At 63.6% G+C, this 12,464-nt stretch carries 13 protein-coding genes and 1 tRNA gene; 7 read left to right on the forward strand and 7 right to left on the reverse strand.

Features of this window, described 5'->3' with window-relative positions; genetic code table 11:
• Window position 1: 1 nt before the first annotated feature.
• Window positions 2-1,477, reverse strand: a complete 1,476-nt coding sequence (locus tag ACI8UR_RS00460) for an HTTM domain-containing protein (protein ID WP_411716063.1) — start codon at window positions 1,475-1,477, stop codon at window positions 2-4.
• A 174-nt stretch (window positions 1,478-1,651) separates the two neighbouring features.
• Here ACI8UR_RS00460 and ACI8UR_RS00465 point away from each other — a divergent pair, with 174 nt between their 5' ends.
• On the forward strand, window positions 1,652-2,641 hold the full coding sequence (locus ACI8UR_RS00465) for a PLP-dependent cysteine synthase family protein (RefSeq protein ID WP_411716062.1): 990 nt from the start codon (window positions 1,652-1,654) through the stop codon (window positions 2,639-2,641).
• A 1-nt stretch (window position 2,642) separates the two neighbouring features.
• Here the strand turns inward: ACI8UR_RS00465 and ACI8UR_RS00470 are convergent, their stop codons facing one another.
• The 4 genes from ACI8UR_RS00470 to cyaB form a co-directional block, all read right to left on the reverse strand.
• The gene (locus ACI8UR_RS00470) at window positions 2,643-3,503 is read right to left on the reverse strand and encodes an alpha/beta fold hydrolase (RefSeq protein WP_411716061.1); all 861 of its coding nucleotides are present in this window, start codon (window positions 3,501-3,503) and stop codon (window positions 2,643-2,645) included.
• 42 nt (window positions 3,504-3,545) lie between these two features.
• Window positions 3,546-3,998, reverse strand: a complete 453-nt coding sequence (locus ACI8UR_RS00475) for a DUF5804 family protein (protein WP_415087450.1) — start codon at window positions 3,996-3,998, stop codon at window positions 3,546-3,548.
• Between the two features lie 159 nt (window positions 3,999-4,157).
• Window positions 4,158-5,363 carry a methionine adenosyltransferase gene (locus ACI8UR_RS00480; RefSeq protein ID WP_411716370.1) on the reverse strand — a complete coding sequence of 402 codons (1,206 nt, stop codon included), beginning with the start codon at window positions 5,361-5,363 and terminating at the stop codon, window positions 4,158-4,160.
• 73 nt (window positions 5,364-5,436) lie between these two features.
• Window positions 5,437-5,970, reverse strand: coding sequence for a class IV adenylate cyclase (gene cyaB / locus ACI8UR_RS00485; RefSeq protein ID WP_415087452.1), 534 nt, complete (start codon window positions 5,968-5,970; stop codon window positions 5,437-5,439).
• Between the two features lie 92 nt (window positions 5,971-6,062).
• Here cyaB and ACI8UR_RS00490 point away from each other — a divergent pair, with 92 nt between their 5' ends.
• Window positions 6,063-7,037 carry an FKBP-type peptidyl-prolyl cis-trans isomerase gene (locus tag ACI8UR_RS00490; protein ID WP_411716368.1) on the forward strand — a complete coding sequence of 325 codons (975 nt, stop codon included), beginning with the start codon at window positions 6,063-6,065 and terminating at the stop codon, window positions 7,035-7,037.
• A 421-nt stretch (window positions 7,038-7,458) separates the two neighbouring features.
• Window positions 7,459-7,932: a hypothetical protein gene (locus tag ACI8UR_RS00495; RefSeq protein WP_411716193.1), complete on the forward strand. Its 474-nt coding sequence runs from the start codon at window positions 7,459-7,461 to the stop codon at window positions 7,930-7,932.
• Window positions 7,933-8,219: 287 nt separating this feature from the next.
• Here the strand turns inward: ACI8UR_RS00495 and ACI8UR_RS00500 are convergent, their stop codons facing one another.
• Complete coding sequence (locus tag ACI8UR_RS00500) at window positions 8,220-8,435, reverse strand: hypothetical protein (protein WP_411716192.1); 216 nt, start codon at window positions 8,433-8,435, stop codon at window positions 8,220-8,222.
• Between the two features lie 59 nt (window positions 8,436-8,494).
• Between ACI8UR_RS00500 and ACI8UR_RS00505 the strand changes: the two genes are divergently transcribed.
• The 3 genes from ACI8UR_RS00505 (at window position 8,495) to ACI8UR_RS00515 (ending at window position 9,965) form a co-directional block, all read left to right on the forward strand.
• The gene (locus ACI8UR_RS00505) at window positions 8,495-9,238 is read left to right on the forward strand and encodes a hypothetical protein (protein ID WP_411716191.1); all 744 of its coding nucleotides are present in this window, start codon (window positions 8,495-8,497) and stop codon (window positions 9,236-9,238) included.
• Window positions 9,239-9,249: 11 nt separating this feature from the next.
• Entirely contained in the window at window positions 9,250-9,786 is a 537-nt protein-coding gene (locus tag ACI8UR_RS00510; protein WP_411716190.1) for a hypothetical protein, read from the forward strand.
• A gap of 95 nt (window positions 9,787-9,881) precedes the next feature.
• A tRNA-Ser gene (locus ACI8UR_RS00515) sits at window positions 9,882-9,965 on the forward strand.
• A 166-nt stretch (window positions 9,966-10,131) separates the two neighbouring features.
• Here ACI8UR_RS00515 and aroC read toward each other — a convergent pair.
• Window positions 10,132-11,325, reverse strand: a complete 1,194-nt coding sequence (aroC, locus tag ACI8UR_RS00520) for a chorismate synthase (RefSeq protein WP_411716189.1) — start codon at window positions 11,323-11,325, stop codon at window positions 10,132-10,134.
• A 123-nt stretch (window positions 11,326-11,448) separates the two neighbouring features.
• On the opposite strand from aroC, the gene ACI8UR_RS00525 reads away from it, so the two are divergent.
• A partial coding sequence (locus ACI8UR_RS00525) for a guanosine monophosphate reductase (RefSeq protein ID WP_415087454.1) occupies window positions 11,449-12,464 on the forward strand: 1,016 nt, incomplete at its 3' end.

The following is a 12,464-nucleotide window of genomic DNA, read 5'->3' on the forward strand; positions in this document are numbered from 1 at the left end:
GTCAGCCGTCCACGGGACACTGGTACGTACCGAGCGAGCGCCGGGTGCGCTGTGGTTCGTCTGCATCCAGCGTCACCGGCTCGCTGACGTAGTAGATCGTGAGTTCTGCGATGTTCTCCCCGTGACTGTCAGCAGCGTTCGAACAGAGATAGGCGGCGAAATACCGCTGCTGTGTCTCCCCACCGAGACGCATCCGCGTCAGGTATTTTCGCCAGCGTGCGTTCGGGTAGGTGTCGCCGATGTCGTCGGGGCGATTCCAGCCGGTGTCGGAGTGTGGGTAGACGTGGACGCGCTCGCCGGACTCCAGTTCGGCGGGCACGACGTACCAGCCGTCCGTCTCCGGCGGCCCCGGCGCGAACAGCTTCCAGCTTTGCTCCTCCGGGTTGACGCTCGATTCCTGTGGCGTCGCAACGATGCCGACTGCCGCCGCTTGCCAGAGGAGGCCGACGACGAGTATCGTCGCGGTGACGGCCGGCACGGCTCTACTGATGGCGCGGCGAGCCGAGTGGGGCAACAGTGGCGAGTAATCGACAGCGAATCCCGGCGTCCGGCTCACTATTTCCGTCTCCGTGACTGCGACACGACTCTCCAGGCTGTTCCAGACGCACGGCGGGAGGAAAAGGAGGAGACACGCCATCATGACGAGCGGGAACAGCCCGAGACTCATCGTGAGCAGCATACCGGTGTGCGCGGCAGCGAAGACAGCGACTGTGAGAGCGCGGAGCCAGCCGGTGAGTACGAACAAAAGCGGCGCGGCGACGAGCATCGTCAGCCACAGCCAGTTGATGGCGACGAGCAGGCGCGGGAACGCAGCGAGATACTCGCCGAGAAACACCGTGAACCGCTCAAGCTCGAACACGTGCCTGACGGCAGTCCCGTCCAGCCAGTGGCCACCCTGAAGCTTGAACGCCGCGTTCGTCGTGTAGACGAGGACAACCTGTGTCAGGATGGCGACCGTAGCGAAATCAGTGACTCGTTTCGTGTGGTCGGCGTCCGTGCGGTCGGCGGCGAGTGCGTCCAGCGACCAGCGCTCACCGAGTGGCAGAAACAGCGCGATGAACAACACGACGAGAAGCACCGTATCACCGCCGTTGAGGACGAAGTAGTTGCGCGCCTGCAGCGACGCGAGCAGGAGCCACGAGACGGCCGCGACGAGCCGTGTCCGGTAGCCGACGAGCAACAGCACCGCGAAGCCAAAAGCGATACCGAAAAGCACCGCCTGAACCCACAGCGAGCCCGAAACAGCGTGCAATGAGAGCCGCGAGAGCGTGGGGAACGACTCGGCGAGCGCGGCCCTCGGAAAGACGCCAGCATCCGTGTAGAAGGCGGTCATATCTCGCGCTCGCAGAAGGAGGTCTGCGAGGAGAAGGAATGCGGCAGCGATTCGGAACGCCGAGAGCGCCCGCGTATCGATTCCCAGCCGGCGCTCGGTTGCTGCACGGAGTCTGCCAGCAGCATCGGAGCGCGTCCAGCCCATTATCGCGTAACTGCTCGTTCGGTGTCCGAACGAGAATCGCTTTGGGCTGGCGGTTCTGTCGACATTCAGGAAGCGGTTTCGGCGCGTGGCTGTTAGCAGTTCGGATGCTGTCGGCCGCGGCATTCCATCCCGCCTCCACGGGGGTTTTATATCGCCGTGTCGAACGTCGCGGCAATGAAACGGGGCATTCTCGGAACGGTCGGGTCACCGCTCGTACAGGTCGAGTCGCCCCCCGGCTCCGTCATCACGGCGAAGATCGAATCGAAGAACCCCGGCGGCTCCGCGAAGGATCGCCCGGCACTTGCGATGGTCGAAGCCGCCGAAAAGGAAGGCGAGCTTCAACCGGGCGACCGCATCGTCGAGCCCACGTCCGGCAACACCGGAATCGGACTCTCGATGGTCGCCGCCGCGAAAGGGTACGACATCACAGTCGTCATGCCCGCCTCGAAATCACCGGAGCGGCGAGCCATCATGAACGCCTACGGTGCCGACCTCGAACTCGTCGAGGGAACCATCTCGGAGGCGAAAGACCGCGCCGACGAACTCGAAGCCGAGGAAGGGATGGTACAGGTCAGGCAGTTCGAGAACCCCGCGAATCCGGAAGCCCACTACCGAACCACGGGCGCGGAAATCATCGAACAAGTCGGCGACCGAACCGTCGACGCCCTGGTCGCTGGCATCGGCACTGGTGGGACGATTACGGGCACCGGTCGACGGCTGAAAGAGGCCTTCCCCGGTATGGAGGTCGTCGGCGTCGAGCCGGCGGGCAACGCGGTGCTGACGGGCGGCGAGACCGGCGACGACGACTTCCAGGGGATGGGCCCCGGATTCGTCCCGCCGAACCTGGATGAGGAGTTGCTCGACGACGTCGAAGTCGTCGACCTTGACTCGGCGGAAGCAGAATGTCGCCGCCTCGCAGAAGAGGAGGGAATCCTTGTCGGGCAATCCTCGGGTGGCTCGCTGCTCGCCGCAAAGCGCGTCGCAGAGCGGTTGGCCGAGGAGCGTGGCATCGACCCCGAGCGCTGTCCCGGCCCCGATAACGACGTGGGGATTCTAAACGACGAGCCGGCCGACTACGACGAGATACCGGAGGAGTGCCCGCTCGTCGTCACCGTCTTCTGGGACTCCGGCGAGCGATACATGTCGACGGGCATGTTCGACTAAGTTATCGTTCGAGCCAGGCTTCGAGCCGCGAGACGAACGCCTCGGGACATTCCCGGGGCACCCAGTGGCCGCATTCGTGGAGCGTGAACAGATCCGCCACCGGCGCAGCGTCGGCGGCGCGTTTCGACTGCTCGACCGGGATGAGTTCGTCGTCCTCGCCGTGGACGAAGAGGGTGGGGACGGGCAGGTCGCTCATCCGGTCTGCGTAGTTCGTCCGTAGTTGCGACCAGCCAACTTCGGCGCGCTGGAAACGGCGATAGGCGTCGCCAGCGTTCGGGCGCTGCACCGCAGCATAGGCGTCCTCGACGAGCGATTCGATATCCGAATCCGGATGGGTGACGTTCTCGACGGCACCCTTCGTCACGCCTCGGCTCCGCTTCATTGCCCACCACGTCGCTTCGAGCAGTTTGGGCGCTTTCACGTACGCTGCGCCGGTCTTGCCGCCGGGTACCTCGCCGCCAAGCCCGTAGCTGTCCACGAGCGCGAGTCGGGCAACTCGTGCCGGCTGCTCGAGCGTATAGCCCAGGGCAGCGCCGCCGCCCTTCGAGATGCCGATAAGCGTCGCCTGGACGAGCTCGAGCGTCGAGAGAAGCTCATCAAGCACGTCGATGTAGTAGTCGACGTGCGGCGTCACGCCCGCCGGAACCGGGTCGCTCTCGCCGTAGCCCGGCCAGTCGGGGGCGTACAGCCGGTATTCGTCCGCGAGTGCCGGAAACACTTCGCCCCACGACACCGCTGCGGCGTCCATGCCACCGCCGTGTAATAACACGAGTGGCTGGCCATCCTCAGGGCCAGCGACCTGACAGCGAACCGCCGTTCCATCGACGTCTATGACGCGTTCGGTCGCGTCAGTTCCGTTCATACACAGACCTTGTCGTCGGGCGGTAAATAGTGGTCGCAGAACTCAGGCGCCAAACTCGGATTCGGTAACACGAACGACCAGTGTCTCGTCGACGTCGTGGAGGTCGTACTCCGGTAGTTCATGGCCTGTCCGAGTCACGAACATCGGTTCCAGCAGTTCGTCGTCGGCGACGCCGTACACCTTCAGGAAACGGCCCGATTCATCCGGGTCAATTTCGTTGTCCCGAATCGCCTCCGCGAGGTCACGGGAGAGCCACTCTTCGTCGCTCACGGAGGCGTCGAAGATCAGCGCGGTATTGACGAACCGGACGAGATACCAGTTGAGGTCGTTCAGAAGCGCAACGGCGCTGCCGAGTGAGACGGACTCCAGCGCGACCGCGTTCTGGTAGGGTTCCCGGAGATCGTAGGTCGCGAGCGCCTCACGGGCAGTCTCGCGGCTGACGAGTTCGTAGCGTAACTCGATGTCGTCCTTGCCAACGAGACAGACCCGGGTCATGGTCGGCAATATCGGCCGACGGAAAAAGCGGTTTCGCTCGGGCTACGGGACGGTGCCGGGCATCGACCCACGAACCCACTGGCCGGTCTTGGTGCCGCAGGCGGTACACCATGCGAGGACGGCCGCCTCGTCCTTTGTAATCCGAACGTGTTCCATCAGTCAGAACGTCGAGAGCTCGCCTTCGATGACTTGCTCGGTGATCGACGTGACGTTGGCGAGCTCGCGGTCGATGATGTCGGTGACTTCGCTTTCGATATCGCCGACCTCGACGCCGTTCTCGGTGACGAGGCTGGCGTCGGCGACATGGGGCTGGTCGATGGGCTGGCCGATCTGGGAGAGCAGACGGATGCGGAGTTCGCGGATGCCGTCGACCTCGTCGACGACGCTTTCGGCGATTTCCGTCGACAAGAGGTTGTATATCTTCCCGATGTGATTGACGGGGTTCTTACCGGACGTGGCCTCCATCGACATCGAGCGATTCGGCGTGATGAGGCCGTTGGCGCGGTTCCCGCGGCCGACGGAGCCGTCGTCGCCCTGTTCGGCGCTCGTGCCCGTCGAGGTCAGGTAGATGGAGCCCTCCTCGTAATCGTCGGCGGTGTTGACGTGGACGTCGACCTCGCGGTCGGTGTAATCGGAGGCGAGGTCGGTGACGAACTCACGAACCCCACCGACAGCGTCGTCGTAATCGTCGAGGTCGTCGACGTAGCGGTCGACCATCGCGGCCGCAATCGTCACGTCGATGGTGTCGCCCTCACGCTTGCCCATGACCTTCACGTCCTGGCCGAGAACGGGGTTCTCGTCGCTGTAGTGGCCGTTCAGCTGCTTTTCGGCTTCGAGAACGATCTTCTCGGTTTCGGTCAGTGGAGCATGACCGACGCCGAAGGAGGTGTCGTTCGCCATCGGCACTTCGACGCCGTCCTCGCCGAAGACATCCTGGAGGTCGCCGGAGCCCTCGCCGAGTTTGACGTCGACGACGACATCCGTTCCGAAGTCGAGATAGGGGAAGTTCTGCTGGAAATATTCGCGGGCCGCACGGAGCGCGATGGTCTCTGCGGGAATCTTCGTCCCCTGATACTCCTTCGTCGCCCGCCCGGTGATAAGCAGGTAGATGGGGTCGATGACTTCGCCGCCGCCGAACGCGGGCGCAGAGCGGCCAGCGACGAGCTGTGTTTCGTCCGTGTTGTAGTGGAGCACCTTGCCGACCCGGTCGAGGTACGCACGGGCGAGCGCCTGCGAAACGTGTTCCGCGATGCCGTCGCAGAGGGAGTCGGGATGGCCGAGCCCCTTGCGCTCGACGATTTCGACCTCCTGGTCTTCGACCGCGCGGCCGACGACCGGCTCGGCGCGGATGTTTCGATTACTCATTACACGTAGGTATCCGTCGGCCGGTTCTATAACTTACGGAAACCTCGGTGGCTGTTCTAATTACCCTTGGACATTAATCGCCGTCCAGCAGCAAGCCGAGATACGAGGTGCGAATCTGTTCGCTCGGGTCGAGCCCGAGGTCGCAAAGCACGTCGAGGGCACCCTCGCGTGCAGCTTCGACCTCTTCGGCTTCGGTTTCGACCTCGACGTACTCGCCGAGCCCTGCGACAGTATCGAGCGTGACAGTGTAGCCGTCGTACTCAAAGCGCTCGCGAACTTTCTCGACGGTCGCCGCCGGCTCGAACCCCAGTTTGGCCAGCACGCTCGCCATCGTCTCGCCGTTCTCGACGCCGGTTTCCAGTTCCTCGCGAGTCTTCGATTCGGCCTCGACGAGCGGCCCCTTGTACGTCACTTTCGCCTCCATCTCGCCGTCGAACGTCTCTCGACGGATTCGCAGGGCCTCGTCGGTCTCGGCGAACTCCCGAACCGGGTGGTCGTAGTAGGTGTCGGCCTGCTCGACGGTGCCGGCAGGGTCGGCCCCGAGTTCGGCCAACCGCTCACGGACTGCGTCGTGTTCGGCCTGCACCTTCACCTCGACTTCGTACATGCTCGCTCCGTCGCTCGGGGCGGCCAAAAGCGCCGCGACTCGCGCGAACGCGAAACGTGATTGTTAAGGGTGCGACGACTGACGTTCCGTGTATGAGTGATGAACCCGATGAGGTCGAGGGGACCGATGCAGCGGCCGAAGAGGCCGACAAGGAAGTGACCGAAACCGAGACCGAGGAGCAGGAAGCCGAAGAACAAGCGATTGAGGGACTGCAGGACGGCGATTTCATCCGTATCGCCTACACCGCTCGAACCGTTGAGGACGGCCAGCTCGTCGACACGACCGACGAAGAAGTCGCAGAGGAGGAGGGCGTCGCCGACCAGGGCACCTTCGAGCCCCGCGTCATCGTGCTCGGTGAGGGCCACCTCTTCCCGGAGGTCGAAGACGACATCCGCGGCACGGAAGTCGGTGACGAGGGCAACGTCGTCGTGTCCGGCGAGGACGCCTTCGGCGAATACGACGAAGACCAGGTTCGCACCGTCTCCGCGGACAAGGTCGACGAGGACGACCGCTACCCCGGCGCCCGTATCCAAATCGACGGCGAGCAGGGCGTTCTCGAAACCATCGTCGGCGGCCGCGCTCGCGTCGACTTCAACCACCCGCTCGCGGGCGAGGACATCGAGTACGACTACGAGGTTCTCGAGGAGGTCGAGGGAGATCTCGAGAAGGCAGAAGGCCTGCTGAACATGCTCCTCGATGTCGATCTCGAGATGTGGGTCGAGACCGACGAGGTCGAGGAGACGAGCGTCGAAGAGCCCGAAGCGGAGGACGAGGAGCCCGAGACCATCACCGAGACGGTCGAGAAGCGCACCCTCTACGTCGAATCCACGCCGCAGCTGGCGATGAACCAGCAGTGGATGATGCAGAAACAGCAGGTCGCCCAGCAGATCATCGATCTGACCGACGTCGACCGCATCCTGATTCAGGAAATCCTCGACGGTAGCGGCATGGGGATGCCCGGCATGATGGGCGGCATGGGTGGTGGCGCAGGCGGCGAAGACGTCGATATCGAGGAAGCCCTCGAAGAGGCCGACATCGACGCCGACGAGATCGCGGAAGAGCTCTAGTAAACCCACTTTTTGCACGAGAACGCGGGTCGAGCGCGAAGCGCTCGACACCGGTTCTCGGCAAAAACTTGGGGAAAATATGCGCGCCTCCCTCCTCAGGGAGACTCGCTCCGCTCGTCTCCCAACGCTCTCGTTCGCTTCGCTCACGAGACCAGCCGCCGCGCTCCCTACGGTCGCGCGGCGTTAGTCGGTCGGCGCTACGGCGACTCGCTTCGCTCGTCGCCGGAAACCGCCTCGGGGGCGTTCAAAGAACGCCCCCGAGGCGGATGCTGGAACGGATTAGACGATCGGTCTGTGTAGGAGTTTCAGGAATCGGTGGTTCTGGATAAACGGCCTAACGAATGACCGTTGTTAAGTGAAAAATGCAGTTTAATCTTGAATCTCAGCGAACCTTTTTAATTGTGCTTGGAGAAGCATTGGTATGAAATATTCACGCAAGCCCATCAGGGCCGGAGTTGGTATCGGTGCTACCGGCGTCACTATCAGTCTGTTCGCGACAGCAATCATCTATCTCATCCCTCGGTTTGTCCTCGCTCCAGACCAGCGACAGTCGTATCTTGAGACGTGGATGGAACCGACGGCAACACTCTCCAGCCAAATCGAAACCCTCGGGATTCCCCTGCTTGCCGCCGGTGTAGCTATCTACCTTGTGAAGCAGTCGGACGCCTCAATCAGAGATACCATGACAGGGCTCCTTATAGCTGGCCTCCTCTTCGGATTCGGTGTTACACTCATTAACTGGGGCGTGACACATCCAGGGGCACGAACTACCACTTGGACATATATCTATCATGCGCTGCAACGCGCCGGTATTGTCGTTTTGGTAGCGATGATAGCCGTCTTAGGTGCTGACTTCACAGAACATCGAAGCCCGAGTTCTGATACCGACCAGTAAGCAAGCTAGATGCGGCAGCTCATTCTCACTGAATCACGTCGAAGAAACCCTATTTCGAGCATCCGCCGAGGGGCGGGTTCGGAGAACCCGCCTGAGGCGGTTCGCGGGACGCGAACGAGCAACGCGAGTGAGCCGTCCCGTAGCGCGCGGCGACTAACGCGAGACCGAGCAAAGCGAGGTCTCGCGGCTGGAGAAGCGCGCGCATATTTTCCCCAAGTTTTTGCCACGGAGGCGTGTTCAGCGCCAGAGGCGCTGAACCGCCGGAGTGTGCAAAAAGTGGGGGAGTTCTACCAATACGAGTCGGGATTTTTGAGCCACTGACGGTTCCGGGCGCCGACGACCACCATCACGAGCACTGACACGACGACGAGCGCGAGCGTGACGGCCGAGGCGACTGTGAGGTCGCTTGCGAGCGTCGTGCGGGCGATTTCGACGATGGCGCCGATAGCGAACAACGCAACGAGAACGGTCAACAGGAACGACAGGGGTTTCGTCCACTCCATACAGAACCCTCCGCGTCGGGGATTATAAAACTCAAGACCTTCCCGCGACATCTACCGATATGACTACTGTCGCCGTGCTCTGTGACCCGCCTCGACCGGGCCTCGTCCTCTCCGAACTCGTCGCCTCATCACCGCTCGAGGAGTTGGAAGCCGCTGACCTGTACGCCGCCCTCCTGAAAGACAGCGTGGCCGCTGCCGAAAGGAGCGGTGGCGAACTCCTCGTGAACTACCGCTCCGATGACGCGCTCCCCGTCGCGGGCGAGGACGCCGAGACCGCGGTACGTAACGTCGTCGCAGAGGCGCTCGACGACTTGGACGATGTCCGCTTCGAGGTGCAGGTCGGCGAGAGCTTCGCCGGCCGCGCGGGGAACACGGCGACGCATCTGCTCGAAACCGAGGAGGTCGGTTCCGTCGCGATAACGCGCCCCGAAGCGGCGTTTCTGGCGCGCACCGAGATCGACGAATCGGCGATGAAACTCCGCAGTAGCGAAGTCATCCTCGGGCCCGCACCCGGCGGCCGCGTCTACTTTGCGGCCTTTCGAGAGCCCATCGATTACGCCGATGCCTATACCGCGCCGGCCATCGAGACGCTCACCGACCGGGGCCTTGATGCCGGTCTCGACGTCGATTTCCTCGGGACGAAGCCGTACGTCGAGACGGCGGTCGACCTGGCCGACGTCATCACGGAGGTTCGCACCCGTCGGAAGGCAGCGGGAGTCGTCCCGCGGTATCTCGCTGAGTGGGTCGCAGACAGCGATCTGGTCGTGGAACCGACAGACGACGGACTTACACTCGCGCGCTGAAAGGGAGTTCCATGAGCGAGAAGAAGCCGAACGACACGGAGAACAAAACACCCTGGCTCGAGTTCGGCGAGCAGCGTGAGGAGACGTTCATCGACATCGTCGCTCCGAAACTGGGCCTCGACGTTGAGCGTAACCCTCGGAAAGACGCCGACCCGACAGTGCTCGACCTCCTCGTCGACGGCTCGCCGGCCGATCTGAAAACCCAGGAAACGCCGTTCTTCACCGCCCGGCGGAACTACGACCTGCCGCCGCAGTTCACGGTTACGTTCAACCAAAACGACCACCAGCGATATCTCCGGAAAGACGACCCTGATATCTATTTCTGGGTGCGGTGGCGCGACGAGCTGGAGGGGTACGGCGCCGAGGTCGGGGAGATGGAGGGCGTCTGGCGAATCGCCCATAGCGATATCGAGGCGCTTGTCGACACCGATGAGGCACCGCTGCACCACTACAAGCGGCGGCACGGGGACGCAGAGAACGCGAACGCGTCGTATCTCCTCCGGCTCGATGAGATGGAGCGGCTCGCCTGTTTCGTCGGCCCATGCTAATCGACGGACGCCACGGATAACGATAGGTTCAACTTTTCGTGGGGTGAAGGTCGGGGTGCTGCCAGCGAAGTGGCGCCGCTCGGAAACTACAGCGCGGTGGGATGGCGGAGTGGACTATCGCGCCTGCCTTGAAAGCAGGTGGCCGTCAGGCCTCCTGGGTTCAAATCCCAGTCCCACCGCATTCTTGTCGCGAGCAATCCCGCGAGCGACAGTGTCGGCGTCTGGATTTGAATCCTGGGAGTCGCAGCGCCCGAACAGAGTGAGGGCGACCGTCTCCATCCGGTTCAAATCCCAGTCCCACCGCATTCTTGTCGCGAGCAATCCCGCGAGCGGCAGCGCGCTCCGCTACTCTTCGTCGACGTGCTCGGGACTGCGCGGGTGATACTCCGTATCGTACTCGCCGGGCCGGTCGTCGATTCGCTCGGGGTTGATTCGGCCGCCGAGAAGCATGAAGTCGAGGACGGTGAGATACAGCATCGCTTCGACGACGGGGACGCCGCGCGGCGGAAGGACGGGGTCGTGCCGGCCGATGACTCGCTCTTCTTTGTGTTCACCAGTCTCCCAGTCGACCGTCTCCTGTGTCTTCGGTATCGAGGTCGGCGCGTGCAGCGTCACCTCGCCGCAGATGGGGAGGCCGGTCGTGATTCCGCCCTGGAGGCCGCCGTGGTCGTTCTCGACGGGAATCGGGTCGCCCTCCTCGGAGACGGCTTCGGGGCGGTCGCCTTCGTCGAACGTCCACTCGTCGTTGCGCTCCTTGCCGGTGTAGGTGCGGGCCTCTTTCCCAAGGCCGAACTCGAAAGCCGTCGTGGCGGGCACGGACAGCATCGCCTGCCCGAGGCGAGCTTCGAAGGCGTCGAATCGGGGCGCACCGAGGCCGCGCGGGACGCCGCGAATCTCGAACTCGATGGAACCGCCGATAGAATCGCCCTCCTCCTGGTACTCGTCGATGCGCTCGCGCATGCGCTCGGCCGTCTCGGGGTGGGCACACCGAACCTCGTTCTCCTCGCTGTGTTCGAGCAGCTCCTCGAAGGAGACATCGGGGGCTTCGATGTCACCGATCTGGTTGACGTGGGCTTTGATCTGGACGTCGTGGTCGGACTGTTCGAGCACCTGCTTTGCGACGGCGCCGGCGGCGACCCAGTTGACCGTCTCGCGAGCGCTCGACCGGCCGCCACCGCCCCAATTACGCGTGCCGAACTTCGCGGAGTAGGTGAAATCGCCGTGAGAGGGGCGCGGGGCGGTGATGAAGGGTTCGTACTTGCCAGAGCGGGCGTCCTTGTTCTGGATGACCATGCCAATCGGCGTCCCGGTGGTGTATCCCTCCAGAGTGCCTGAGTTGATGGTCACCTCGTCAGGTTCGCCGCGGGAGGTGGAAATCTTCGATTGGCCGGGCTTGCGTCGGTCGAGTTCGTACTGGATGGCTTCCTCGTCCAGCTCGACGCCGGCGGGACAGCCCGACACCGTGACACCCATCGCCTCGCCGTGGCTCTCGCCGAACGTGGTCGCCTGGAAGAGCCGACCGAAGCGGTTTCCGTTCATTACCGGCACCTCGGGACGCTGGGGGTTTAGCCTTTTCAATGCTGCAACTGGACGGGTACCGCCGCCCGCTCCCACTCCGAGAAGTTTATACGGCCGTATCGTATACGCTTGGAAGGTTTGCGTATGCCCTACGAAACGGGACTCTCGTATGACGACGTCTTGCTCGTGCCGCAGCGGTCGCCGGTCGACAGCCGTGACGATGTCGATCTCTCGACCGAGTTAGCCGACGGCCTCGAACTCTCCCTCCCCGTCGTGACCGCGGCGATGGATACGGTCACCGAAACGGAGATGGCTCGCGCCGTCGCCGAAGCCGGCGGCCTCGGCGTCATCCATCGGTTCCTGCCCATCGGCGAGCAGGCGGCGATGGTCGAAGCCGTCACCGAGGAGGGACTGCACGCGACGGGCGCGGTCGGTATCGCCGAGGATTACACGGAACGGGCCGCCGCGCTCGTCGAGGCGGGCGCCAGCATGCTCGTCATCGACGTCGCACACGGCCACATGGAGCGGACGCTCGAGGCGACGGCGGAACTCGCCGAGCGCTTCCCGGAGACGCCGCTGTGTGCCGGTAACGTCGTCACTCGCGACGGCGTTTCCGACCTTGCCGAGGCGGGCGCTGACTGCGTCAAAGTCGGCGTCGGCCCTGGCTCACACTGCACGACACGCGAGGTGACTGGCTTCGGGATGCCGCAGTTCACCGCCGTCGAGCGCTGTGTCGCGGAAGCCCGCGCGCACGACGTGACGGTCATTGCGGACGGCGGTATCCGGACGTCGGGCGACGCCGTGAAGGCGCTCCTCGTCGGTGCGGACGCGGTGATGATGGGTGGCTTTTTCGCCGGCTGTGCGGAGGCGCCCGGCGAAATCGTCGAGATCGACGGCGAGCAGTACAAACGCTCCCGTGGGATGTCGACCGCCGCCGCTGCCGAAGACCGCGAGGACAAGGACGGCGAGGTCAAGGCCGACGAAGGCGTCGAGGCCGTTACCGAATACACTGGGCCAGTCAAGCCGCGCCTCGGAGAATTCGCTGCTGGCATCCGGTCGGGCTTTTCCTACACCGGAGCCCACGACCTGCAGGCTGCTCGCGAGAACGCGCAGTTCATGGAGGTCAACGAGACGACGAAGGGCCGCAACGGCGCCCACGG

It is taken from the genome of Natronomonas sp. (assembly GCF_047616845.1).
Classification (GTDB): Archaea; Halobacteriota; Halobacteria; order Halobacteriales; family Haloarculaceae; genus Natronomonas.